Below are 24,465 nucleotides of genomic sequence, written 5' to 3' on the forward strand. Positions count from 1 at the left end.
GGCGGATAAATCACGGCAATATCATTCCGCGCCCCATAATCGCCTGAACCGCTCTTGTCGATAACTTTCCAACCTTGCGGAGTTTCTGCCTTGATAAGCGTGTCGGTTATAGAATTGTCGCTCATCCAATCAATCAGCAGTTTTTTGCTTGTCGTCGCTCAAAATATCGCCGAATATATAGACTTGCAAATTTTTTACCATCTGTCTCGGCGTGCTAGTATCACGATTATCTTTTGGATCGAAAAGATTAAGTTCAGGTTCATTTCGCGCAGGTTTGGTAGTTTTGTCGCCAATATTTTTTAGTGCCACCTTGAAATTTTCCACGCCGCCGATCTCCTGCAAAATTAAATTTGCCGCCGTGTTGTCACTCCACCTGAGCGATGCCGAACAAATTTCCGCCAGCGTCATGCCATCAGCAACATGGTCTTTGGTGATTGGCGCGTAGGACAAGATATCTTCCGCCGAAAACTTACGAATTTCATTCAAATCGGAGGTATTTTTTTGTCTTAGCAATTCTGCAGCCGTAAAAACTTTGTGCGTCGAGCAGTAGGAAATGAGCTAAACACTAAGGATCCCCCAAAGAAGGCCTTAGCGCCATGCCCCCCTTAGCCTTGCCTGTTGGAAATATTATTTCAAGACATAAAAAACGAGAGTCATTCATTTACTACATGAACAACTCTCAAGCCTTATTATTAAAGAAATGGTCGGAACGACGGGATTTGAACCCACGACCTCTTCCACCCCAAGGAAGCGCGCTACCAAACTGCGCTACGTCCCGAACAAAATCTATTATACGGCATTTCCTTTTATTTGTAAAGACTTATCCGCACATTGTATCAATGTTATTATAAGATCTATCTTTTTTTATATACCAGCAGTTCGGGATTCTTCCCTCCTTCTTCATAAGTGCAGACCAGCAGGAACTCCTTGTCTGCCAGTACCCCAAAGCACCGGCTGCTGCCAGCCGCACCTGGCAGTTGATTTCCCCAGTAGGTTTTATCATCATCCAGGAATTTTACCCGTTCGCCGCTGGGCAAGCCATAGGCCAGGTTCACATAGCTCCCCACTAGCGGATGCACTGCCTCCACTTTTGGCATTCCCTCGATGGAAAGCCCATTCAACTCTTCTACCAAGCAGTCTTTGAATGCGGCAAGCCCGCCGCCATCGCAAAACTCCTCATGCCGCCGCCAGTAAGCGAGTGTCGGCAGTTTCTCTTCCATATACTCTCTGGCCTGCTGCTCCGAAAAGCCTTGTTTCCTAAGTTCCCCGACACAGACCGCCAATAGCTCTTCCTTATTGCTATAAGTGAAGATTCCATCCGCATAACACCATTTGCAATAGTCTTCATTGAGTGACCCATCTTTGTTCCTGCCAATCAGCGGATCCTCCAGCGGCATCCCGCAACATTGGCAGATCAGCTTACGGGGCGATCCCAGCAGGGTATTGATTGAAACATCAAACACCTGGGATAACCGCTTCAATGTTTCGGTATTGGGAACTGTTTCGCCCTGCTCCCACCGGGATACTGCCTGCCTGGTCACGAAAATCTTCTGCGCCAACTCTTCTTGCGAAAGGCCAGCCTTATTCCGCAGTGCTAAAATCACCTCATGCGTTTTCATGTTTCATCCCTCCACTTTCATTATAAAACAGGCGGCCGCAGATTTCACGCAACTGCTGGTTGCCATAGCCCCAGGAGCCAGTTCCTGAAAACAAAAACAGCAGGAATCCCTCCTGCTGGATTCCTGCTTTCTTTTCTTTATGGATTATTCAAACTCAATCGTTGCTGGCGGTTTGCCCGTGCAGTCGTACATGACGCGATTGACACCTTTTACCTCATTGACGATACGGGTCGTGGTCTTCTGCAGGACTTCCCACGGAAGCTGCGCACTCTCTGCGGTCATGAAGTCGCTGGTCATGACAGCCCGCAGGGCAATCGCATAGTCATAGGTACGGCCGTCGCCCATGACACCGACGCTGCGCATGTTCGTAAGGGCGGCAAAATACTGACCAAGGTTCTTGTCAGCACCAGCCTTAGCCACCTCTTCGCGATAGATGGCATCAGCCTCCTGGACGATCTTGACCTTCTCTTCCGTCACCTCGCCGATGATGCGGATGCCAAGTCCCGGACCTGGGAAGGGCTGGCGATTGACGAGATACTCGGGAATGCCGAGCTCGCGGCCAGCCGCCCGAACCTCATCTTTAAACAGCAGGCGCAGCGGCTCGACGATTTCCTTGAAATCGACGAAGTCCGGCAGGCCGCCCACGTTGTGATGGGATTTGATGACCGCCGATTTCCCCAGGCCGCTTTCGATGACATCAGGATAAATCGTGCCCTGTACGAGATAATCGACAGCGCCAATCTTCTTGGCCTCTTCCTCGAATACGCGGATGAACTCCTCGCCGATGATCTTGCGCTTCTGCTCTGGCTCCGTGACACCAGCCAGTTTCGCATAGAAACGATCCTTGGCATTGACACGGATGAAATTGACATCATAAGAACCATTCGGTCCGAATACCGCCTCAACCTGATCGCCTTCATCCTTGCGCAGCAGGCCATGATCGACGAATACGCAGGTCAGCTGCTTGCCGATGGCCTTAGAGAGCAGGACTGCAGCCACCGAGGAGTCAACGCCGCCGGACAAGGCGCAAAGAGCACGGCCGCTGCCGATTTTCGCCTTGAGCTCTTCGACGGTTCTCTTGACGAAGGAATCCATCTTCCATTCGCCTGCACAGCCACAGACTTCGTAAACGAAATTCTTGAGCATCGTCTTGCCCTGAACCGTGTGCATGACTTCCGGGTGGAACTGGGTCGCATAGAGCTTCTTGGCTGCATTTTCCATAGCTGCCACCGGACATACCGGCGTCGAAGCCGTTACCACAAAGTCTGCCGGTGCCTCTGCAATGTAGTCGGTATGGCTCATCCAGCAGATCGTCTTCTCATCGACGCCCTGGAAAAGCTTCGAGCCCTGCTCCGCAATCGTGACTTCCGTTTTGCCATACTCGCTCGTCGGTGCCGTGGCGACCTTGCCGCCCAGCAGATGCGACATGAGCTGGGAACCATAGCAAATGCCCATGACCGGGATGCCGAGTTCGAAGAGTTTCGGGCTGCAGCTGGCCGAGTCTTCTTTGTAGACACTGTTCGGGCCACCGGTCAGGATGATGCCCTTCGGTGCCATATCACGAATCTTGTCCAGGCTCAGCGTATGCGGATGAACCTCACAATAGACATGGTTCTCACGGACGCGGCGTGCAATCAGCTGGTTGTACTGGCCACCAAAATCCAAAACCAGAATCATTTCATTGGCAGGCTTGCTCAAAATTTGTTCCTCCTCTAAGTACATTGACGTATAAAGCTTTTTTACGATTATATCATAAGCGCTTGTATTTTAAAAGCCTTGGACCTTTTCCCTAGGCCCAAGGCTTTTCTTTCTATCAATCGGTAATATCTTCATTCTGGCAGAATTCATCCACTGCCGCCCGGATTGCCGACGAGTCAAATCCCTTGCGGTAGAGATTCGCCATCATCTTCTGCCGGTCCGCCGACGGCTTGAACTTTAGTGCTAGCACCCGCATGGCTGCCGCTTTCTCGCGCTCAAAAGTATCGGCAGGAATACAGGATTTCACCAGGGAGGATTCAAAGCCCCGCTGCATCAGCTTGACACAAATCTGCCGCACCGAGCTGCGGCTTTCCTCATAAAGGAAGACAAACTGCCGGGCACAGGCATCCTCATCGTTAAGGTAGTGCATTTCCTCCAAGCGATTGATTGCCTGCCCAATCTCTTCTTCTTGGTAGCCCTTTCGCGCCAATTTTTCCCGCAGCTTATTTTCACTCTGCTCCTGACGGGCCAACAAGTCCACCGCTGCCATTAAGGCCGTCTTCTTCGGCTTGCGAAGAGACTTATTTCCCACGGAAGCCTCTTCATCATTGCCACGCCGTCTATAACGCCACACGATTCTTTACGCCTCAGTTTCCGGTGCTTCCGTCTGTTCCTCCGCCTCAAGAACCTCCTGGGACGCTAACAGCTTAGCGCGAATCTTCGCTTCAATCTCAGCACAGAGCTCCGGCTGATCCCGCAACGCCTGTTTCGCATTTTCTTTGCCCTGACCAAGGCGCGTGCCCTCGTAGGAGAACCAAGCACCACTCTTATCGACAATATCCATCTCAACGCCCATGTCAATGATGCTGGACATTTTGGAGACGCCTTCACCATACATGATATCAAATTCAGCCATCTTGAAGGGCGGCGCAACTTTATTCTTCACGACTTTGATGCGCGTACGGCTTCCCACTACATCCTGGCCTTGGGTAATCTTATCAATTTTGCGAACATCCAGACGAACCGAAGAATAGAATTTCAGTGCACGGCCACCCGTGGTTGTCTCGGGGTTGCCAAACATGACGCCAACCTTCTCGCGAATCTGGTTGATGAAAATAGCCACTGTCTGGCTTTTGCTGATAATACCAGTCAATTTGCGCATGGCCTGACTCATGAGGCGGGCATGAAGACCTACATGGCTGTCGCCCATCTCGCCTTCAATCTCTGCCTTCGGCACCAGTGCCGCTACCGAGTCCACAACGATAATGTCAATGGCACCACTGCGTACCAGAGCATCCACAATGTCCAAGGCCTGTTCACCAGTATCCGGCTGGGAAATCAGCAAATCGTCGATATTGACCCCCAGCTTTTGCGCATAGACTGGATCCAAGGCATGCTCTGCGTCGATAAAGGCTGCAATACCGCCAGCCTTCTGGGCCTCAGCAATCATGTGCAGCGTAACCGTTGTCTTACCAGAGGACTCTGGTCCGTACACCTCAATGATACGGCCACGGGGCACACCACCAACCCCTAACGCAACATCCAGCGGCAAAATTCCTGTGGAAATAACCTCCACATTCATATTTGCCTTCGCATCACCAAGGCGCATGATGGAACCCTTGCCGAAATCCTTCTCAATCTGTTTCAGCGCATTGGCCAATGCTTCTTTTTTATCCGTTGCCATCCGTATACCCGCTCCTTTCACGTTCACGTTTTATCTCTTTAGCTATTATATAAAACAACCGTTCTTTTTGCAAGAAATATTTTCGAACATATACCTAAAAAACTTCCCCTCTCCAAAGAGAGGGGAAGCAAAAACACCTCGACAGGATTACATGTAATCGGCCGTCGTTTTCTTTTTCTGTTGTTTGAACATGCCAAGCTTCGCTGCTACCCATTCCATCGCAACAAAGAATACCGGGATCAGGAAAATTCCCAAAGCCGTTGCAAAGAGCATACCACCCACAACAGCAACGCCCATACCATTACGGGCAGCCGCACCGGCACCGGTGGCAATTGCCAACGGCAAACAGCCGATGATGAAGGCAAAGGACGTCATAAGGATTGGACGCAGGCGCAGGCCAGCAGCTTCAATTGCGGCTTTTACCGGCTCCATACCACGGTCAACACGAACCTTTGCAAACTCGACAATCAGGATAGCGTTCTTCGCAGCCAGACCGATAATCATGATGATACCAATCTGCATGTAAACGCTGTTCTGAAGACCAGCATTCATATGGCCAAACATAGCCTCCAGCATGGAAAGACCATACTCGGAAACCAAAGCCCCCATGATACCAGTCGGCACCGTAAGCAGTACAGCAAACGGTACGCTCCAGCTCTCATAAAGTGCTGCCAGGCAGAGGAATACAAATACCAGTGCCAGCGCTAAGACCTGAAGTGTCGAGCTCGAGGCCTTAGACTCCTCACGGCTCTGGCCGGACCACTCGATATTGAATCCATTATCCGTATTCTGCTTAACGATTTCCTGAATAGCTGCCATAGCCTGACCAGAAGAATATCCTTGGCCGGCGTTACCCTGAATAGTAACCGAACGAGCACCGTTGAAACGGGAAATCGCCGTCGGACCCGAGCTAAGTTTCGGCTTAAGCAATGTATCCAACGGAACCATCGTACCACTGCTGCTCTTAACGAAGATGAATTTAGCCGCATCAGCTTCGCTGCGGTACTGGGTATCCGCCTGAAGCATTACCTTATAGGAGCGGCCAAACTGGTTGAAATCATTAACCTGGGTGCCGCCGAAGTTGACCTGCATCGCTGTAAATACATCCGAAAGCTGTACCCCAAGCTGTTTAACGCGTTCGCGGTCAATTTCAAATTCATAGCTCGGCGCCGTCATCTTGAAGGTCGTACGAACGCCCTGAAGTTCGGGGCGCTGGTTGGCTGCGGCTACGATCTTGTTGGTGATATCCGACAGCTCTTTATCCGTATGACCAGACATATCCTGAAGCTCCAGCGACCAGCCGCCGACCGAACCGAGGCCCGGCAGAGCCGGCGGGTTCATGGCGATAACCGTTGCCTCCGGAGCAACTTTTGCTCCCAAGCCAAACATCTTGCCAACCGCAGCATCGACCGAAGTTCCCGGAGCCGTACGCTGGCTCCAGTCCTTCATGCCCAAGACAACCAAGCCAGCACTCGGCTTAGCACCACCGGACAAGATATCAAAGCCCGTGATGGCCATGACATTCTCAACACCCGTGACATTTTCCATGGCCGCCTTGGCGACCTTATCAATGGACTTCTGGGTCTGGTTCATAGAGGTGCCCTCTGGCAGCTGAACCACCGTAAAGAGATAGCCCTGATCTTCGCTGGGAACGAAGGTCGATGGCATAATCTTGTACACGGCACCAGCAACAATGCAGACGATAACCATGAATAAAATGGCCAGCCGCGTGCGGCGGATAAACTTGGCCACAATGCCCATATAGCCGCGTTTCGTGCGTTCAAACCAATTGTTGAACTTTACAAAGAACCGCCCCAGTACGCCCTCATCGTCTTTTTCTTCATGACGTTTGAGAATCATCGCACAAAGTGCCGGCGTCAACGTCAAAGCAACAAAGGCCGACAATGCCATCGAAACGGCAATGGTCAAAGCAAACTGTTTATATAATACACCGGTCATACCGCCGAGGAAGGCTACCGGCACAAAGACGGCGGCCAATACAAAGGCGATGGCCACAACCGGCCCCTGGACTTCGTCCATGGCCCGCTCCGTTGCATCAACCGGCTCCAAGCCCTCTTCCATATGCTTCTCAACGTTCTCGATAACGACAATAGCATCATCGACAACCAGGCCGATAGCCAACACCATAGCAAACAGTGTCAACGTATTGATAGAGAAATCCAATACGATAAAAGCAGCCAAGGTACCAATGAGGGATACCGGAACTGCCAACAGCGGGATGACTGTCGCCCGCCAATTCTGCAAGAACAAGAAGATAACGAGAACGACCAGTGCCAAAGCCTCGAGGAACGTCTCCAAAACCTCTTTAATCGATGCCTTGATGTAATTCGTCGAGTCGAAAATCTGCGACATCTTGAGGTTCGGCGGCAGATTCGGTTCCGCCTTCTCCAATACTTTGCGAACGCCAGCTACCGTCTCCATAGCATTGGCATCACTGGTCAGGTTAATACCAAAACCTACCGAAGGATATCCGTTGAATTTCGAAACGATCGAGCTGGATTTTTCTCCCGTTTCCACCCGGGCAACATCCTTCAACCGGACAAATTTACCATTGTCCGACCGCAGGATGACGTTGCCGAACTCCTCCGGCGTTACCAGGCGGCCGGCAATCTTGCCAGTATACTGTTTCTCCTGGCCATTATTGACTGGCATAGCACCAACTGTACCGGCCGGAGCCTGGACATTCTGTTCCTTGATAGCGGCCGTGACATCAGCTACTGTGAGGTTAAGCTCGGCAAGCTTATCCGGATTGAGCCATACCCGCATGGCATAGTCCGAACCGAAGATCTGGACATCACCAACGCCTGGAACACGCTTGAGCTCATCTAACAGATAGATATCGGCGTAATTCTTCATAAAGGCACGGTCATAGGTACCATCTGGCGAATACAGCGAAAGCATGTAGGCCATATCATTGGAAGACTTACGCGTCGTAAGGCCCACCGTCTGTACATCCGTCGGCAGGCTGGCAGTTGCCGTTGCCGCATTGTTCTGGACCTTGACGGCATCCATATCGCCATCGGTCCCCGTCTCAAATACGACTTTCAAGCTGTAGCGGCCCGTATCATCCGAGTTGGAGGACATATAATCCATGCCCTGCGTACCGTTAATCTGTTGCTCGACAACCTGTGCTACCGTCTCATTGACAACCGACGCATTCGCGCCCGTATACGAGGTACTTACCGATACCGTCGGCGGCGAAATCTGCGGGTATTGGGCAATTGGCAGCTGGAATGCTGCCAGTACACCGACAATGACAATGATTATAGAGATGACGATAGCAAATATCGGGCGGTGTATAAAGAATTTTGACAAAATGCCGCCCCCTTACTTGTTCGAATCAGAAGCTGCAATCTCATTCGCATCAAATTTGCTATTATCCGTAGTCAAGGAGAAGCCCATATCATCTGCCGTGACCATGGTAACCGCAAGGCTGATGCCCTCCTGCAGGTTCGACAGGCCCTCAACGACAACCACATCGGCGGCCGTCAAACCATCTTTGATGATGTAATAGCTGCCGACTTTATCGCCTAACGTTACCGTACGAGCTTCCGACTTGCCGTCTTCACCAACCACCATGACAAAGGATTTGCCTAGCAGTTGCTGTACAGCCCGCTGCGGAACAAGAATAGCATTAGGCACTACTTCTCCCGTCAAGCGGATGCGGGCAAACATCCCCGGCAGAAGCAAACCGTCTGGGTTGTCAAACAGCGCCTTGACTGTCAGCGTGCCAGTATTCGAAGACAGGGCACGGTCCGTCTGGACAATCTTGCCTTCAACGGGATACTGGGTGCCATCGGAAAGAGTGATGGAAACCGTCGGCGATATACCGTTGCCATTCTGGGAAGCATAATTTGAGAATTTCAGATAGTCGCTCTCAGAAATGCTGAACTGCGCAAATACCGGATTGGAAGAACCAATCGTGACGAGATTTGTACTGCCCGCAGCCGCAAAAGTTCCTACGGCGACATCGTCCACCGACAGCTGGCCGCTCATAGGCGCATAAATAACCGTGTCGGCCAGATCCTGCTGCGCCTTGCGCAAAAGAGCGTCATTGGCAGCTGCCGCAGCACTGTAGGCGTTGACATTAGCCTGCTGGTTGGCAACCGTCTGCTCAGAAATTGCCTGAGCCGAAAGCAGTTGCTGATAGCGGCCCAAATCCGTTACGGCATCGCTAAGCGTTGCCTGGGACTGGGACAGATTTGCCTGAGCCTGCAAGACAGCCGATTCATACTGACGGGAATCAATCTTATAGAGGGGCTGTCCTGCCTCTACATGCTGACCACCAGTCACATACTTATCGACGACATTGCCCGATACTTTCGATTGGACCTTTACCTCGTCTTTTCCCACGATTTGACCGGCAAATTCACTGGTCAGCGGCGTATCCTGCTGAATGACTTGCATGGCCTTTACCTGGGCTCCCTGCTGCTGTTGCTGTTGATTTTGCCCGCAGCCCGCCACGATAAAGCTTGAAGAAATGGCCAGCGAAATACCAATCATCAATGCCTTCGTTTTCTTGTTTTTCGCGAAAAACAAAGTATTAACCTCCTTTTACCATAGACAACAAAAGAGACAGTTTCTCCTCCACTGCCTACGAAACATTCCATTCCCATCTCTACAGAAGCATGGCTTCAATGAAATAGTAAATAAATGTTTACTATCGATGAAATATATAGTATATTATATCTAAGAAAAAGTCAAGGATATGACATCTCCTAAGCCTCCATTATCCAAGATTTAATGATTATTTAATTAAAAGGGGTAATTTTTCGATTATGGAAACGATATCGACGCCGAATGTCTCACAAAAATTCATTGAAACGTTGATGCTCATACATAACAACTTCTATCGACAGACCAAAGTACCGATTCCCTTAAATCAATTTGGTGTCCTAATGGTCGTATTGACAGAAGAGGCTGTTTCGATTACCGAAATCAGCCACATCCTCAAGATTTCCAAACAGCAAATGACCACCGTTATCGATAAGCTTGTAAAAAACGGCCTTGTCCAAAAACAAGCAGATATCAACGACCGCCGCCGCTTCGTCATCACCTTAACCCCGGCGGGAAAACAAATTATCGATGACCAAAATGAAATCGTTCGCAAACGATTCAACGACCGTATCCAGCACCTTAGTGCCGCGGAAAAGGCCAAGCTCGGCGATGCCATTGCAAACTTCAATCTGTTGATTGAAAAAATGTTCGCTAACTAAAAGAGATGCAGCAAGAATAACTCACTCTTGCTGCATCTCTTATTTATTATAAGGTAATTACATCCAAATCATCGGGAACGTAAACATTGCCCTGATAATACGTTCTGGCCTCAGCAGAATACTCCTGTTTGCGGGTAGATAGGTGTTTGTCCTCTGTATGATAGAGCACCAAATTTTTAACTCCCAGCTGCTGAGCCAATTCACTAGCTTCCTTTACGGTGCTGTGATTCTTCTCATAGGGCTTGAAAACGTCGCGATCCTTATACTGGCAAAAGGCCTCAGCCAGCAGCCAATCGGCCCTCTCAGCGTATTCCCGGTCGTGTTCATTATAGGGTTCATCGCCAAGGCAGGTGAACTTCATCCCATCGGCGAAATTCAGACAGTAACCAAACTGCTTTGCCTTCGTCGACAGGATATCAAAAGCCGTGAGCTTACAGGTCGGCAATTCAACGCTCTGTCCATCCTGCAAGTCGTGAATCAGGATATCCGTACCGACCCGGGCAAAATCTTTTTTCTTTAAGGTCATCTTTGTCATGGTAAGCAACATGTCCTTGACCACATCGTGACCGTAAATATGAAAGAAACCTTCATATTTACCTTTATTCATCAAGTCGGCTACTTTGCGTATAATCCAGATAACTCCGAGAACGTGGTCCGTATGCCCATGGGTTACAAACATGTGATGGCACTTTTGATAGTCAAAGCCCGTAACTTCGAGCTGGCGAAGAATACCGTTGCCGCCACCGGCATCGGTTAAAAACAGGCTGCCATCTTCCAACTCTAAGAAGAAACAGGTATTGAAGCATTTGGTTGCCATGGCAAACCCAGTGCCAAGGATTGTCAACTTTCGCATAAAACTCCCCCTTCCATTTTCTTCATTATAACGCGGCTGTCTCGGTTTTGCCATAGGCAAAACCTTTACGGGAACTTTTACCGATACAAAAAGGCGCAAGCATTTGCCTGCGCCTTCTTGTTATTTTCCCTTGAGTTTTTCCAGTGCTTCACGAGCTGCGTGCTGTTCCGCTTCTTTTTTGCTGCGGCCTGTTCCCTGCCCCATTACCCGACCGGTGATACGGACCTGAAAGGTAAAGCTCTTATCATGATCGGGGCCTTCTTCTGCTACCAGCTCATAAACAACACTCTGTCCCTCATGTTGATAGACTTCCTCCTGAAGGATAGTCTTGTAGTCCTTTAGGATTGCCCCGTGTTTGACCAGTTCAAATTCCGATTTTAACTGACGCAATACATAAGCCTGAGCCGCTTCCCAACCCTGGTCAAGATATATTGCCCCAATAACGGATTCAAATGCATCCTCAAGATTTGTCTGACGCGTACGACCGCCGCCCATTTCTTCGCCATGACCTAAAAGCAGGTAATCGCCAAGATGAAGCCCCGCCGCCAGCTTAGCCAGCGTTGCTGAGCAAACGATACTGGCTCTGGTCTTGGTCAACTGCCCTTCCGGCATCTGCGGAAAGTGCTGATAAAGATAAGTGCTGGAGGCAAGCTCCAGCACAGCATCTCCTAAAAATTCGAGACGTTCATTATGGACGATGTTCCCTTTGGATTCATTCGCGTAGGATGTATGAACCAGCGCCTGCTGGAGGAGATTCAAATTGTGAAACTCCACTCCCAGGGTCTTTGCCAGCTCACAAAGCGATTGTTTGCGCTCTTCCGACAGAATGTTTTCCATCGTCAGCCTCCATTACTCTGCGTATTTTTTCAGCAGCAGGCAGGCGTTGTGACCGCCAAAACCGAAGTTGTTGGACATAGCCGCACGAACCGTCTTAGCTTTTGCCTTGTTCGGAACGTAGTCGAGATCAAGCCCCTCATCCTGGGTCTCGTAGTTCATGGTCGGCGGCAGCATGTCATTCTCGATAGCCAGTGCCGTAGCAATGCACTCAACACCGCCAGCAGCACCCAGCAGATGACCCGTCATGGATTTGATGGAAGAAACCGAAACGTCTTTGGCTGCCTCGCCCCATACGGACTTGATGGCCATCGTCTCGCCTTCATCATTCATGTGCGTGGAAGTACCATGGGCATTGACATAGTCAACTTCCGAAGCCTTCATGCCAGCATCATCAAGAGCGGCCTGCATGCATTTTGCCTGGTACTCACCACCCGGAGCCGGGCTCGTGATGTGGTATGCATCGGAGTTAGCGCCATAGCCTACAACCTCAGCATAGATATGAGCGCCACGAGCTTTTGCATGCTCAAGGCTCTCGAGGACTACGAGGCCTGCGCCTTCGCCCATGACGAAACCGCTGCGGTTCTTGTCAAACGGACGGGATGCATGAGCCGGATCGTCGTTGTGATCCATGCAAAGAGCCTTCATGGCAGCAAAACCAGCGACAGCAGCTTCCGAGATAGCAGCTTCCGTACCGCCAGCGATCATGACATCAGCATCACCGCGCTGGATGACACGGAAAGCATCGCCGATGCAGTTGGACCCCGTAGCGCAAGCCGTAACGATACAGCTGGACGGTCCATGCAGTTTATACGTGATGGAAACCTGGCCAGCAGCCATGTTGGCAATCATCATCGGGATGAAGAACGGGCTGATGCGGCCTGGGCCTTTGGCAAACAGTTTCTCATACTGGGAATGCATCGTCTCGATACCGCCGATACCAGCGCCAACGAAAGTGCCAATACGATCCAAATCCTCTTTCTCGAGGTCGAGTTTTGCATCGTCAATGGCCATGCCAGCAGCAGCAACAGCGAACTGCGTGTAACGATCCATGCGTTTAGCCTCTTTTTTATCAATGTAAGCAGCTGGATCGAAATCCTTAACTTCACCAGCGATCTGTGCACCATACTCCGACGCATCAAAGCGGGTAATCTTATCGATACCATTACGGCCTTCCATCAGACCATTCCAGAATTCCTCTTTACCCATACCAATCGGGGTGATTGCGCCCAGACCAGTGATTACTACACGATTACTCAAAACGAATAGCTCCTCTCAATTATTTAGTCGTTTAGAAAACGTCTGCTCAGTTGGCAGCCTCAGCTTCAGCCTTGAGCTGCTCAAAGATTTCGTGAACCGTCATGATTTTATCAATCTTCGGCATGTATTCGCCGGTAAATACCAGACCGGTCTCCACATCGCCCTGCTGTGCCCGCGTAAGCGCACGAATAATGCAGAAATTGTGCTTGCATGCCTTAAGGCAGGCATCGCATTTCGTCGGCGGGACAGGTCCTTCCATGACTTTTGCCGAGAACGGCGTGCGGACAGCACGTCCTGGAAGGCCAACAGGACTGTGGATTACCACGATATCCTCTGGTTTTGATTTCAGATAGTATTCCTTGAGTGCAGGAGCCGCATTAGACTCTTCGCAAGCCGCAAAACGGGATCCCATCTGGACGCCTGCAGCGCCCAATTTTATCAAATCAACGATGTCCTGGCCATGCAGTACACCACCAGCCGCAATAACTGGAATATTTACCGCTGCGCTGACATCTGCAATAAGGTCACGTACTGACGTATCCGTACCGAGATGTCCACCAGCTTCCTTGCCCTCCAGGACAATGGCAGCTGCACCAAGACGCTCTGAAATTTTAGCTAATTTAACGGAAGAAACAATCGGAACAATCGGCGTTCCAGATTCCTTACCGAGAGCAAACATATCACGGGAAAAACCAGCACCAGCTACTACCAGGTCAATGCCTTCCTCAATCGCCGTATTTACCACGCCAGCGAAATCTGCTGCTGCTACCATGATATTGATGCCGATGATACCAGACGTAAGCGAACGTGCGAGCCGGATTTCATAACGCAGTTCGTCGTGGCTCATACCAGATGCGGCAATGAGGCCGATACCGCCCTCGTTCGCTACAGCTGCCGCCAGACGGGCCGTTGACAAGCGAATCGCCATACCACCCTGCTGGATAGGAACTTTTGCGATTTTATTGCCAATTTTCAGCTCTGGAAGTTTCAATGTTACTCCTCCAATCAATCCTACCTTGAGAAAATCCCGTGAAACAAGCTTCACGGGATTTTCAAACAGGTAAGACGCTCAAACTTATTTGTTCTGGTCTATGTAGGAAACTACGTCCTGAACGCTCTTGATCTTCTCAGCAGCCTCGTCCGGAATCTCAATATTGAATTCCTCCTCGAAAGCCATGATCAGCTCAACGATATCCAGGGAGTCAGCACCTAAATCATCGATGAAGGTAGACTCGAGTGCAACCTCGTCAGCCTCAACACCTAACTGCTCAACAACGATATCTCTAACTTTTTCAAAAGTCGACATGAAGTTTCACCTCCTTAAAATGAAAGTTCCTATATAGTTATATCACATAACCATGCCGCCGTCTACATTGACGATCTGACCCGTGATATAGGATGCATAATCCGATACCAAGAAGAGCACCGCATTGGCGACGTCTTCCGGCTGCCCCATACGCTTAAGCGGGATGCCTGCCAGCGTGGCCTCTTTGGCTTTATCCGTCATTGCTGCCGTCATATCCGTAGCAATGAATCCCGGTGCAACAACGTTGACGTTGATGCCGCGAGCAGCCAGCTCCTTAGCAGCCGACTTGGAGAAGCCGATAACGCCTGCTTTGGCTGCGGCATAATTTGCCTGACCAGCATTTCCCATGAGACCCACAACCGATGCCATGTTGACAATACGGCCGCTGCGCTTCTTCATCATGAGCTTGGAGACAGCTTTCGTGCAGTAGAACACGCCCTTGAGGTTCGTGTTGATGACTGCGTCGAAATCTTCGTCCTTCATGCGCATGAGAAGGCCATCGCGAGTGATGCCGGCGTTGTTTACCAGAATATCAATCTGGCCAAAGGCCTCCGTGACCTTTTCAATCATAGCATCGACAGCCTCAGGGCTCGAAATGTCAGCCTGAACGAGGATAGCCTCGCCGCCGTTCTTTTCGATTTCCGCTTTGACCTCTTCCGCCTTAGCCGTATTGCCGGCATAATTGATGGCGACCTTAGCGCCTTCACTTGCCAGACGAACTGCAATGGCACGGCCAATACCGCGGGAAGCACCGGTAACCAGTGCGACCTTTCCGTCTAAAAGCATATTAGCGAACCTCCTTGAAATAGTCAAGCGTTTTTTGCAAACTTTCGAGATTTTCTACGTTCATGCTCTTGAGAGCCTTGTCGATACGGCGGTTGAAGCCACAGAGGGTTTTGCCCGGGCCTGCCTCAACGAAGGTCTCAGCGCCAAACTCTTTCATCGTGTTGACGCAGGCAATCCATTTTACTGGATGATCTGCCTGGGCCACAAGGTTTGCTTTAATTTCCTCAGCTTTAGTCTCCAGTTCGCCCGTAAAGTTGGAAACCACTGGAATCTTGGCATCGCGAATCGTAACCTTATCCAGCTCAACAGCCAGTTTCTCAGCAGCCGGCTTCATCAGCGTGGAATGGAACGGAGCCGATACCGGCAGAATTACTGCCTTCTTGGCGCCAGCTTCCTTAAGGGTCTCAACAGCCGCCTCAACGCCTGCCGTCGTGCCAGCAATAACCGTCTGGCCCGGGCAGTTGAAGTTTACTGCCTGGACTTCGCCAGCAGCCTTGGTTGCCTTCTCACAAGCATCGACGATGACTTCATCGGCAAGACCGATGATAGCTGCCATGCCGCCCTGGCCAACCGGTACAGCTTCCTGCATGAACTGGCCGCGTTTGTGTACGAGAAGAACAGCATCCTGGAAATCCAGGACACCAGCAGCAACCAGTGCCGAATATTCGCCGAGGCTGTGACCGCCCGTCACTTCCGGCTGAATGCCATGCTCTTTGAGAATCTCATTAGCGATAACGCTCATCGTGAGGATTGCCGGCTGCGTATTTGCCGTCAGCTGCAAATCTTCTGCCGGTCCTTCAAAGCACATCTCCTTGATGGAGTAGCCAAGGGCCTCGTCAGCCTGCTGAAACAACTTCTTTGCTACGTCGTACTGCTGGCAGAAATCTTTGCCCATGCCAACCGTCTGAGCTCCCTGACCAGGGAATACAAATGCAAGTTTACTCACCGTCAATTACCTCCAATTATTTGCAATCCTGCTGAATCGTGTCGATAACATTTGGCAGACCAGCTACGATTTCTTCAATAATCTGTTTTACCGGTTTGATGTCGTTAAGCATGCCCGAAATTTCGCCAATCATGACGGAACCATTCTGAACATCGCCTTCGTGGGTTGCACGATGCAGAGAACCTACTCCCAGCTTCTCCAATTCTTCATTGGAAGCACCAGCTGCCTCGAGTTCCTCATACTTGCGCGTAAGCTTGTTAGCCAGTACACGCGCCGGATGACCAAGGGTACGGCCCGTAACCACCGTAGAACGGTCCTTAGCCTGCTTAACCATTTTCTTATAATCCGGATGGGCAATGCACTCCTCGCTCATGACGAAGCGGGAACCCATCTGAACAGCCTGCGCACCCAGTGCAAAGGCTGCTGCTACACCGCGGGAATCGGCAATACCGCCAGCACCGATAACTGGAACATCAACAGCATCAACGACCTGCGGCAGAAGAGCCATGGTCGTGATCTCACCGATATGACCACCGGACTCCGTGCCCTCAGCGATAACGGCATCAGCGCCACTGCGAACCAGTCGTTTTGCCAGTGCTACCGAAGCGACAACCGGAATAACCTTCGTGCCGATTTCCTTCAATGCCGGAACATATTCGCCAGGGTTGCCAGCACCAGTCGTAACCACCGGAACTCTCTCATCAATAACGACCTGCATGACCTCTTTTACATACGGGCTCATAAGCATGATATTGACACCGAACGGCTTATCCGTCCAACCTTTGCATTTCTGAATCTCTGCACGCAGAATATCCGGCGGCATGTGACCAGCACCAATGATGCCAAGGCCACCGGCATTAGATACAGCCGAAGCCAATTCTGCCGTACCGATCCAGGCCATACCGCCCTGGAAAATCGGGTACTTTATGTTCAGTAGTTTACAGATTGCATTGTTTTCAAACATTAAAATTAGTCCTCCTCAGGCGTTATTTTTTCTCACCCTCGTCTGCCAGTACCTCTTCTTGAGTCAGTGCATCCCGAATATGTTCCAGGACGTTGCCGTTCACATAATCGTTCGCGACTCCGATTGCACTGCAGATTGACTTAGCATTTGACGAGCCATGGCTAATGATGCAGACTCCATTTACTCCCAAAAGTGGTGCACCACCATATTCTGACGCATCAAGGCGTTTCCCCAGCTTCTTTAACGTTGGCATCAGCATGAGCGCTCCCAGCTTTGCCAAAATGCCACCATCTTTGATGGCTTCTTTTATCAGCTTCATGATGGTCTTTGCCAGTCCCTCTGCAAATTTTAGCACAACATTGCCAACAAATCCATCACAAATTACAACATCAAAGTTTCCCTTGGGGATATCACGGCCTTCTGCATTGCCGCCAAAATTGATCGTATGCATCTCCTTTAACAGAGCATACGTCTCTTTCGCCTGTTCATTTCCCTTCGTCTCTTCTTCTCCGATGTTGAGCAGTCCCACCTTCGGATTTTTCGTTCCGAATACGTATTCCGCATAAATTGCGCCCATCATTCCGCTCTGTACCAAATGGATTGGCTTGGAATCAACATTTGCTCCAGAGTCCAGCAGCAGCGTTGCCCCCTTCGGCGTCGGAATCGGCGTCGCAATGGTAGGACGGCCAATGCCTCGGATTCGCTTGAGAATCAGCTGGGCAGCCGTAACGGCTGCACCAGTACTGCCCGCCGATAACACGGCATCACATTCGCCATCCTTTACCAGACGAGTTGCCACTACCAACGAGGAATCCTTTTTGCTGCGAACGGCCTCGGCAGGATGCTCATCCATCTCAATAACTTCCGTCGTATGATGAATCGTGATTCCGAGTTTTTCCCAACCATTTTCATGTTTGAGCACCGCCCGAATTTTAGGTTCATCACCAACCAGTACAATATCGCAATGATATTTTTTCGCCGCACGAACTGCACCGAACACAATCTGCTCCGGCGCAAAATCGCCGCCCATGGCGTCAACTGCAATTTTCAAGAGTCCTTATCCCCCTTACTTCTCTCCCCACGAAACCATGATAAATTTCGCGCGGAAAACTTCCTGGGTTTCATTATGGGTCTTTACCCATACAAAATACTTGTTGCCGCGAACTTTTACGATTTCCGCCTTGGCAATCAATTTCTCCCCGACATGAACTGGTACCTTGTATTTTACGTTAGCCACACCGGTAACGGCCATCGGTGCATCAATCACAGCTAACGCCAAGGAATTCGCCTGCGAAAACATATAATGCCCCTTGGCAATCTGCGTCTTGGCAAACACCATATCATCGGTTACCCGCAGCAAGGAAATACCTGAATGACCGAGTTCCAAATCGATAAGCTCACCAACGACCTCACCGCTTTGAATGGATTTCACTTTATTCTGGGCCTTTTCCGCCATATTCCGTATGCGTCCCCGCAATTCCGGTATACCGAGTTCCAGGCGGTCCAGCCGAATCGTCTGAACACTGACTTCCAGATATTTTGCCAGCTCTTCATCTGTCAAAAAAGGTTTCGTCTTAACCTGTTCCAAGAGCAGCCGTTGACGCTCCTTTTTTTTGACCCGTGCCATCCAAACACCCCCTTGCATTTTTAGTACCTACTACTACAATCTCATATAATGGTCTATTATAAATGGTATGTCCTAAAAATGCAAGTACCTGGGAAATAAAATAAGCAGGACAATCCGTCCTGCTTATACAGCTTCTAATTATTCTGCTGCCTTGACAACCTCTTTGCCATCATAATAGCCGCATTCCGGGCATACATGATGAGGCATCTTCGGCTCGTGGCACTGCGGGCAAGAAACGAAACCCGGAGCCTCCAATTTCCAGTTAGCACGACGCTGGTCGCGGCGAGCTTTGGAAGTTTTACGCTTTGGTACTGCCATGTCGGATACACCTCCTTAAGTCTTTGTGTTCCTATGGGGAACTTAGTCTTTTTTCAATAATTGCTGTAATGCTGCCATGCGCGGATCGATAACCAAACGATCGCAACCGCAATCGCCTTCATTCAAATTATGACCACACACTGGACAAAGCCCCTTACAGTCGGGCTTGCAGATATTACTGAGCGGCTGGGCCGCAAGCAGGGTATCCCGGACCATATCCTGGATATCCAGCATATCTCCCTCAAACACATTGACTAAGTCTTCTGTTTCCGCTGCTTCCCGACTGTAATCCTCCGAAAAATCATAGGACTGATTTTCCCGACAATCCGTCAGGCACCGACCACAGACAAAGGTCTTTACCACTTCAATTTTTCCCGACACCCGCCAACAAGTGCCCGTATAGACCACCGTTCCCGTGACCTCAATCGGCCCTTCAAACGCGTAATCTTCGCTTATGGCATCTAGTTCTTCAGCAGTCGTCGTAAAGGAAAAGGGAAGCTCCCTGCCTAAATCGGTATTTAATTCAGCAATATTAACATTCATCATTCAGCATCAACCTCAATCCATTATAGCGACCGGCCTATCGTTTGTCAAGAAATTCTCCTTGACTGGCCCCTTAGACAACAGGTCTTATTTTACCGGAACACAGTGCTTGTCATTGATTTCTTTAACCTTTTGAACGCGGCGAACATATTTCTCAGCCGTGAGGGGATCCGTATGCATCCAGGTTTTCACCGTTTCCATGGCAATAGCACCACCAATGATTTTGCCCCCCAGGCACAAAACATTGCTGTCGTTATGCTGACGAGCCAGCTGCGCGCAGAAGGGGTCCTGACAGACTACAGCATAAATGCCGTTTAACTTGTTGGCAATCATCGCACTGCCATAGCCGACACCATCAACGAAAATACCGCGGTCACATTCGCCCTTAGCTACTGCCATGGCTGCCGGATAGACAAAATCGGACAAATCACAGGATTCCTCATCATAGGTGCCAAAATCCTTTACCTCATGCCCTTCATTCTCCAAATACGCTTTGATTTCCTTCTTTAAATTCGTACCAGCATGGTCGTTTGCCATTGCAATTTTCATAAAAAACCTCCCGTTACCATCAGAAATAATACTTTGATTGTAACGAGAGGTTTCTTATTTGTCAACACGACTGTGGGCAATGCCGCATCATTCTCCCAGCCGCTCTTTAAATACCCGCACAGCTTCCTGCTGAACCGCCTTTAAGGGCACCGCTTTTTCTTCGGCCAGCCGGCGGCAGTCTTCGTATTCTGGGGAAAGACTGCAAAGTTTTCCGTTCCAGGCACTTACCTTGCAGTTGACCAAACCGTATTTTGTCTCCACCTTGGCAATATGGCGGGAGGCCTCCAGCCGCCTTGCCACTGGCATGACACGCAGGCCGATGCTGGTGGATTCGGTGAAGATGATATTGATGCAGTCGGCCTTCCCGGCTTCATCCACCAACACAGACAATTTCTGTGCCGGCCGGTTTTTCTTCATTAATATTGGCGTTATCCAAACATCCAAGGCACCAGCCGCCAATAATTTTTCAAAGAGATACCCATAAACCTGGGGATTCATATCATCGATATTGGCCTCAAGAATGGCCAGGTTCCCGCTCTCCGTCCCATGGTACTCACCAACGTAAAGCCGCAGGACATTGGGAATTGTAAGCTCATGGCTTCCGGCCCCATAGCCAACACATTCGGCTTCAAATCCCTTGGGCACGCCCTCGCTATACACGCCTAACGCTTTAACGATACCTGCCCCAGTAGGCGTCACCAGTTCCTTCTGTTCCGTTCCCGGCTGGGTCTGCCAGCCCAGCAGAAGCTCTGCCACCGCCGGCGCGGGGACAGGCATAAGACCATGGGCACAGGAAACAAAACCACTGCCTAAGGTCAGTGGCGAAACAAATACGCGCTCAATGCCCAAATAATCCAGGCAAATGGCTGCGCCGACGATATCCACCAACGAATCCACAGCCCCCACTTCGTGAAAGGCTACCTCATCTGCTGACTTACCATGAACTTTGCCCTCCGCTTTGGCGATTTCCATAAAAATAGCCAAAGCCTGCTGCTTTATCGGCATTGCCAGGGCGGATTTTTCCAGCATTTCCCGGATGTCCTTCATGGTGCGATGTTCATGATGATGGTGCTGTCCATGATGATGCTCATGGTGGTCGGCTTTGGTTTCCTTTACCTCCACATAGGCCGCATGAATGCCATTTCGGACCACATCGGAAACGGTCAAAACGAATTCATCCTTAATGGGCAATTTCGCCAATTCCTTTTCCAATAAAGCGGTCGGCACACCTGCCTGAAGCATTGCTCCCAAAAACATATTGCCGCTGATTCCAGCAAAGCAATCCAGATATATTGCGCGCATTGTTTCACCTCAATTTATTTATCTTGCTGGCCAGTGCCCCTGCACCGAAACCATTATCAATATTAACCACCGATACTCCCATCGCACAACTGTTGAGCATGGACAAAAGCGCCGCCACACCGTGGAAGGAAGCACCATAGCCCACACTAGTGGGCACAGCAATCACCGGCTTATCTGTGAGCCCCCCCACCACGCTGGCCAGGGCGCCTTCCATCCCCGCAATGACTACCAGGACATTTGCTTCCTTGATAGCCGGCAAATGGGCAAAGAGCCGATGAATCCCTGCTACGCCGCAGTCGTAACAAGTTGTCACACAGTTGCCAAAGAGGTACGCCGTCAGCCGTGCTTCCTCCGCCACGGGAATATCGCTGGTACCTGCTGTCAGAATCAAAATCTTATGGGATTCATCCCGCTTAACTTTCCTATCCCGATCCAGGTAAATCATGCGGGCAGTTTCATCGTATACCGCCTCCGGCACCTTCTCCTGTACCTTATCATAATGCTCCCGTTCCGCTCTGGTCGCCATTAAATTCCCCTCACTATGGGTGTAGAGGGAATAAAAAATATCCCGCACCTGCTCAGGAGTCTTTCCAGCCGCATAAATGACTTCAGGCATTCCCTGCCGCAGCTCGCGATGATGGTCTACCTCAGCAAAGCGCATCTCTTCAAAGGGTACTTCTGCTATTTTATCCACAGCATCTGCTTCTGTAATCATTCCCATTTTATATTCCTGCAACAAACGGGTTATTTCTACCTTTGTCATTTGGCCACCTCAATTCTATATCTAACCAATTACAATTATTCGTGTTAAAAAGGAAAATTCCTTTTAACGAAAAAACCTTCCCTTCAGGGAAGGTTTTCCAGCCAATCAAATACCAAAGAAACCACGCATAAACCATGCAGCTGCGGCAGCCCCCACAAAGGGCGCAATTCCCGGTACCAAAATGCCATACTGCCAGTCATTATCCGCTTTGTTTTCGATTGGTAAAACCGCATGGGCAAGACGCGGCCCCATATCACGGGCAAGATTCATGGCAAATCCTGTGGTTCCTCCCATCCCCATACCAATAGCCCAAACCAAAAGGCCAATTGCAATCGGCGCTAACATCGCTGCCGAGCCCTGGCAGGCCTGCAAAATTCCTAAAATACCGGAAATAAATATAAAGGTAGCAAAAAACTCACAGAAAAAGTTACGCGGCAAATTGCGAATCCCCGGAGTCGTCGAAAAGATATTACGAATGCGTACCGGGTCGATTTTCCCCACCGAAGCTTTGAAATGGTCTGCATAACAAAACCACATGATGGCCGCCCCAAAGAAGCCGCCCGCCAGCTCCGCCAAAGAAAGGGGCAAAACCATCCCCCAACCAATATTTCCCAAAACGGCTTGAGCCAGCACCATTGCTGGGTTAATGCACACATCACCAAATAAATAAAGCGCTACCGTAATACCAAAGGACCAAGTCGTTATTGCGAAAATATGACCAGAACCATTATATTTCGTATGCATCAGCGTATCATCACAATGCACGCCAATACCAAAAATAATCATCAGCGCGGTTCCCATAAATTCTGCCAACAATTGATGTTCCATTTATTCTTCTCCTATCCTTTCCTTATCAACCAACAATTACAGCCAAGCCATCGGGAATGACCGCTACTTTCGCATCATTTCCCTCATATTTATATGCTTTGGCCAATGCTTCATCAAAACTCTTCGCCAGTTCCATGTGCATATCCGTAATAAGATGAGGTTCTACCAAATCCGATACCATGATTACGCGGTGATGGGCAAGGATTCTCGCCAAAATCTGCGCCGTCCACTGATCTGGAATCGTCTCCGACCGTGGCGTATCGATTGCCTTCTGCAGAAACTCCTGGGGCGTTTTTACATCGGCCAGATTGTGGTAGAAGCCTTCTCCGCCATGACCGTCGGCACAACCTGCCACCATGATGATGGTACCACCTTCCTTATTCGCTGCTTCGGCAGCAGTCATTCCCTTTACCGCTTGATAAATGTTCTGGTCAAGGGGATAGCCGCCATTGGTCGACACCGTAATATCCGCCTGAACCTGCGGCACATGGGCCAAATCCGCCACAAAGGCACAGCCCTTTTCATGAGCCCGTTCCAGCTCACCAGCAAAAGAGCCGATAATTTCTTTGTCCTCGTTGAGCACCACATTGAGGATGAACTTCAAGCCAGCGGTACGCGCCGCATAAACCATATCGCGATGAATCGGATTGTCCAGCAAATTTCCCGTGCGTGCATGATGCGAGTTGATAAACTCCCCGCAATGATTGGCCATAATCGTCTTGTACGATGCCACCCCCGGCAAGACAGCCTTGCGGCCACCGGAAAAACCAGCAAAAAAGTGCGACTCAATAAAGCCCTCTGCAATCAATAGATCTGCCTCGACGGCCGTACGATTCACGATGCACGCACCACCGCTAGGCAGTGTCCCAATCTTAACCATTGAGGAATCATCCGTTGAAACATGCATGACGATATTCTCGTTGCGCACGATCTCTTCCCCGTACTTTGCCACCAGTTCCTCGTGGGTTGACGGACGATGAAAGCCCGTGGCGACCAGAATACTGATTTGCGCTTCCGGCTCTACAGAACGAATACGGCGCAAAAGTATCGGCATCGTAATATGGGAAGGAACTGGACGGGTGTGATCCGAACTGATAATCGTTATTTTTTTCTTTCCTTTTACCAAATCCTCTAACCGTGGCGAACCGATAGGATTATCCAGCGATTCCTCCACCAGCTCCTTCTGCCCTTTATCGGCCTTATAGGCTGCTGCTTTTGACTCCAACACCGCCAGCACATTTTCATCTGCAATCTCTGCTGACATTGTCCCCTTGTCATAAGGTAAGGAAATCTTCATTGTAAAAACCTCTCTTTCCAAATCCTCCAATTTCCAGTACAATTAATCATA

The 24,465-nt window shown here is 50.1% G+C and carries 24 protein-coding genes, 1 tRNA gene and 1 pseudogene; 1 reads left to right on the plus strand and 25 read right to left on the minus strand.

Going from position 1 to position 24,465, the window contains the following annotated elements; all coding sequences use genetic code 11:
* The 8 genes and pseudogenes from bla to BLQ36_RS11770 all read right to left on the minus strand — a co-directional run.
* Positions 1–552: pseudogene (bla, locus tag BLQ36_RS11735) on the minus strand (class A beta-lactamase); the annotation flags it as partial.
* 149 nt (positions 553–701) lie between these two features.
* Positions 702–778, minus strand: a tRNA-Pro gene (locus BLQ36_RS11740).
* 76 nt (positions 779–854) lie between these two features.
* The gene (locus tag BLQ36_RS11745) at positions 855–1,619 is read right to left on the minus strand and encodes a zinc ribbon domain-containing protein (RefSeq protein ID WP_074515772.1); all 765 of its coding nucleotides are present in this window, start codon (positions 1,617–1,619) and stop codon (positions 855–857) included.
* 144 nt (positions 1,620–1,763) lie between these two features.
* Entirely contained in the window at positions 1,764–3,296 is a 1,533-nt protein-coding gene (gene guaA, locus BLQ36_RS11750) for a glutamine-hydrolyzing GMP synthase (protein WP_412583181.1), read from the minus strand.
* Between the two features lie 136 nt (positions 3,297–3,432).
* Positions 3,433–3,867 carry a regulatory protein RecX gene (locus BLQ36_RS11755; RefSeq protein ID WP_081342355.1) on the minus strand — a complete coding sequence of 145 codons (435 nt, stop codon included), beginning with the start codon at positions 3,865–3,867 and terminating at the stop codon, positions 3,433–3,435.
* A gap of 90 nt (positions 3,868–3,957) precedes the next feature.
* Positions 3,958–5,001 carry a recombinase RecA gene (gene recA, locus BLQ36_RS11760; protein WP_074515775.1) on the minus strand — a complete coding sequence of 348 codons (1,044 nt, stop codon included), beginning with the start codon at positions 4,999–5,001 and terminating at the stop codon, positions 3,958–3,960.
* 147 nt (positions 5,002–5,148) lie between these two features.
* Positions 5,149–8,337 (minus strand): efflux RND transporter permease subunit, encoded by a 3,189-nt coding sequence (locus BLQ36_RS11765; RefSeq protein WP_074515776.1) that lies wholly within the window; start codon positions 8,335–8,337, stop codon positions 5,149–5,151.
* Between the two features lie 12 nt (positions 8,338–8,349).
* The gene (locus tag BLQ36_RS11770) at positions 8,350–9,561 is read right to left on the minus strand and encodes an efflux RND transporter periplasmic adaptor subunit (RefSeq protein ID WP_318260985.1); all 1,212 of its coding nucleotides are present in this window, start codon (positions 9,559–9,561) and stop codon (positions 8,350–8,352) included.
* Between the two features lie 239 nt (positions 9,562–9,800).
* Here BLQ36_RS11770 and BLQ36_RS11775 point away from each other — a divergent pair, with 239 nt between their 5' ends.
* On the plus strand, positions 9,801–10,238 hold the full coding sequence (locus BLQ36_RS11775; protein WP_074515777.1) for a MarR family winged helix-turn-helix transcriptional regulator: 438 nt from the start codon (positions 9,801–9,803) through the stop codon (positions 10,236–10,238).
* 46 nt (positions 10,239–10,284) lie between these two features.
* Here BLQ36_RS11775 and BLQ36_RS11780 read toward each other — a convergent pair whose 3' ends face one another.
* The 17 genes from BLQ36_RS11780 to larA all read right to left on the minus strand — a co-directional run bounded on the left by BLQ36_RS11780 (position 10,285) and on the right by larA (position 24,414).
* Positions 10,285–11,091: an MBL fold metallo-hydrolase gene (locus tag BLQ36_RS11780; protein WP_074515778.1), complete on the minus strand. Its 807-nt coding sequence runs from the start codon at positions 11,089–11,091 to the stop codon at positions 10,285–10,287.
* 120 nt (positions 11,092–11,211) lie between these two features.
* Positions 11,212–11,928 carry a ribonuclease III gene (gene rnc / locus BLQ36_RS11785; RefSeq protein ID WP_074515779.1) on the minus strand — a complete coding sequence of 239 codons (717 nt, stop codon included), beginning with the start codon at positions 11,926–11,928 and terminating at the stop codon, positions 11,212–11,214.
* Positions 11,929–11,940: 12 nt separating this feature from the next.
* Positions 11,941–13,185, minus strand: a complete 1,245-nt coding sequence (fabF, locus tag BLQ36_RS11790) for a beta-ketoacyl-ACP synthase II (protein WP_033170376.1) — start codon at positions 13,183–13,185, stop codon at positions 11,941–11,943.
* 46 nt (positions 13,186–13,231) lie between these two features.
* Complete coding sequence (locus BLQ36_RS11795) at positions 13,232–14,176, minus strand: NAD(P)H-dependent flavin oxidoreductase (protein WP_033170375.1); 945 nt, start codon at positions 14,174–14,176, stop codon at positions 13,232–13,234.
* Between the two features lie 84 nt (positions 14,177–14,260).
* Positions 14,261–14,491: an acyl carrier protein gene (locus tag BLQ36_RS11800; protein ID WP_033170374.1), complete on the minus strand. Its 231-nt coding sequence runs from the start codon at positions 14,489–14,491 to the stop codon at positions 14,261–14,263.
* Between the two features lie 42 nt (positions 14,492–14,533).
* Complete coding sequence (gene fabG / locus BLQ36_RS11805) at positions 14,534–15,277, minus strand: 3-oxoacyl-[acyl-carrier-protein] reductase (RefSeq protein WP_074515780.1); 744 nt, start codon at positions 15,275–15,277, stop codon at positions 14,534–14,536.
* A 1-nt stretch (position 15,278) separates the two neighbouring features.
* Entirely contained in the window at positions 15,279–16,223 is a 945-nt protein-coding gene (gene fabD / locus BLQ36_RS11810; protein ID WP_074515781.1) for an ACP S-malonyltransferase, read from the minus strand.
* Positions 16,224–16,239: 16 nt separating this feature from the next.
* A complete protein-coding gene (gene fabK, locus BLQ36_RS11815; RefSeq protein ID WP_074515782.1) occupies positions 16,240–17,187 on the minus strand; it encodes an enoyl-[acyl-carrier-protein] reductase FabK in 948 nt (315 codons plus the stop codon).
* A 22-nt stretch (positions 17,188–17,209) separates the two neighbouring features.
* A complete protein-coding gene (gene plsX / locus BLQ36_RS11820; protein WP_074515783.1) occupies positions 17,210–18,238 on the minus strand; it encodes a phosphate acyltransferase PlsX in 1,029 nt (342 codons plus the stop codon).
* Between the two features lie 15 nt (positions 18,239–18,253).
* The gene (fapR, locus tag BLQ36_RS11825; protein WP_033170369.1) at positions 18,254–18,814 is read right to left on the minus strand and encodes a transcription factor FapR; all 561 of its coding nucleotides are present in this window, start codon (positions 18,812–18,814) and stop codon (positions 18,254–18,256) included.
* A 138-nt stretch (positions 18,815–18,952) separates the two neighbouring features.
* Positions 18,953–19,132, minus strand: coding sequence for a 50S ribosomal protein L32 (rpmF, locus tag BLQ36_RS11830; RefSeq protein ID WP_033170368.1), 180 nt, complete (start codon positions 19,130–19,132; stop codon positions 18,953–18,955).
* 42 nt (positions 19,133–19,174) lie between these two features.
* Complete coding sequence (locus tag BLQ36_RS11835; protein ID WP_074515784.1) at positions 19,175–19,678, minus strand: YceD family protein; 504 nt, start codon at positions 19,676–19,678, stop codon at positions 19,175–19,177.
* Positions 19,679–19,762: 84 nt separating this feature from the next.
* A complete protein-coding gene (locus BLQ36_RS11840; protein WP_074515785.1) occupies positions 19,763–20,224 on the minus strand; it encodes an RpiB/LacA/LacB family sugar-phosphate isomerase in 462 nt (153 codons plus the stop codon).
* A gap of 87 nt (positions 20,225–20,311) precedes the next feature.
* On the minus strand, positions 20,312–21,526 hold the full coding sequence (larC, locus tag BLQ36_RS11845) for a nickel pincer cofactor biosynthesis protein LarC (protein ID WP_074515786.1): 1,215 nt from the start codon (positions 21,524–21,526) through the stop codon (positions 20,312–20,314).
* A 4-nt stretch (positions 21,527–21,530) separates the two neighbouring features.
* A complete protein-coding gene (larB, locus tag BLQ36_RS11850) occupies positions 21,531–22,289 on the minus strand; it encodes a nickel pincer cofactor biosynthesis protein LarB (RefSeq protein ID WP_074515787.1) in 759 nt (252 codons plus the stop codon).
* A gap of 105 nt (positions 22,290–22,394) precedes the next feature.
* Positions 22,395–23,117 (minus strand): D/L-lactic acid transporter LarD, encoded by a 723-nt coding sequence (gene larD, locus BLQ36_RS11855; protein WP_074515788.1) that lies wholly within the window; start codon positions 23,115–23,117, stop codon positions 22,395–22,397.
* Between the two features lie 25 nt (positions 23,118–23,142).
* Complete coding sequence (gene larA / locus BLQ36_RS11860; protein ID WP_074515789.1) at positions 23,143–24,414, minus strand: nickel-dependent lactate racemase; 1,272 nt, start codon at positions 24,412–24,414, stop codon at positions 23,143–23,145.
* Positions 24,415–24,465 lie beyond the last annotated feature (51 nt).

It is taken from the genome of Selenomonas sp. WCT3 (assembly GCA_900100835.1).
GTDB classification, from domain to species: Bacteria; Bacillota; Negativicutes; order Selenomonadales; family Selenomonadaceae; genus Selenomonas_A; species Selenomonas_A ruminantium_E.

Coding starts and splice junctions, on each gene's coding strand:
- larD (WP_074515788.1), bottom strand. CDS start 23,117: ATGGAACATCAATTGTTGGCAGAATTTATGGGAACCGCGCTGATGATT.
- fapR (WP_033170369.1), bottom strand. CDS start 18,814: ATGGCACGGGTCAAAAAAAAGGAGCGTCAACGGCTGCTCTTGGAACAG.
- BLQ36_RS11775 (WP_074515777.1), top strand. CDS start 9,801: ATGGAAACGATATCGACGCCGAATGTCTCACAAAAATTCATTGAAACG.
- rpmF (WP_033170368.1), bottom strand. CDS start 19,132: ATGGCAGTACCAAAGCGTAAAACTTCCAAAGCTCGCCGCGACCAGCGT.
- larC (WP_074515786.1), bottom strand. CDS start 21,526: ATGCGCGCAATATATCTGGATTGCTTTGCTGGAATCAGCGGCAATATG.
- BLQ36_RS11840 (WP_074515785.1), bottom strand. CDS start 20,224: ATGAAAATTGCAATGGCAAACGACCATGCTGGTACGAATTTAAAGAAG.
- BLQ36_RS11755 (WP_081342355.1), bottom strand. CDS start 3,867: ATGGCAGCGGTGGACTTGTTGGCCCGTCAGGAGCAGAGTGAAAATAAG.
- BLQ36_RS11835 (WP_074515784.1), bottom strand. CDS start 19,678: ATGATGAATGTTAATATTGCTGAATTAAATACCGATTTAGGCAGGGAG.
- BLQ36_RS11745 (WP_074515772.1), bottom strand. CDS start 1,619: ATGAAAACGCATGAGGTGATTTTAGCACTGCGGAATAAGGCTGGCCTT.
- larB (WP_074515787.1), bottom strand. CDS start 22,289: ATGACAAAGGTAGAAATAACCCGTTTGTTGCAGGAATATAAAATGGGA.
- guaA (WP_412583181.1), bottom strand. CDS start 3,296: ATGATTCTGGTTTTGGATTTTGGTGGCCAGTACAACCAGCTGATTGCA.
- BLQ36_RS11780 (WP_074515778.1), bottom strand. CDS start 11,091: ATGCGAAAGTTGACAATCCTTGGCACTGGGTTTGCCATGGCAACCAAA.
- BLQ36_RS11800 (WP_033170374.1), bottom strand. CDS start 14,491: ATGTCGACTTTTGAAAAAGTTAGAGATATCGTTGTTGAGCAGTTAGGT.
- rnc (WP_074515779.1), bottom strand. CDS start 11,928: ATGGAAAACATTCTGTCGGAAGAGCGCAAACAATCGCTTTGTGAGCTG.
- fabK (WP_074515782.1), bottom strand. CDS start 17,187: ATGTTTGAAAACAATGCAATCTGTAAACTACTGAACATAAAGTACCCG.
- larA (WP_074515789.1), bottom strand. CDS start 24,414: ATGAAGATTTCCTTACCTTATGACAAGGGGACAATGTCAGCAGAGATT.
- fabG (WP_074515780.1), bottom strand. CDS start 15,277: ATGCTTTTAGACGGAAAGGTCGCACTGGTTACCGGTGCTTCCCGCGGT.
- recA (WP_074515775.1), bottom strand. CDS start 5,001: ATGGCAACGGATAAAAAAGAAGCATTGGCCAATGCGCTGAAACAGATT.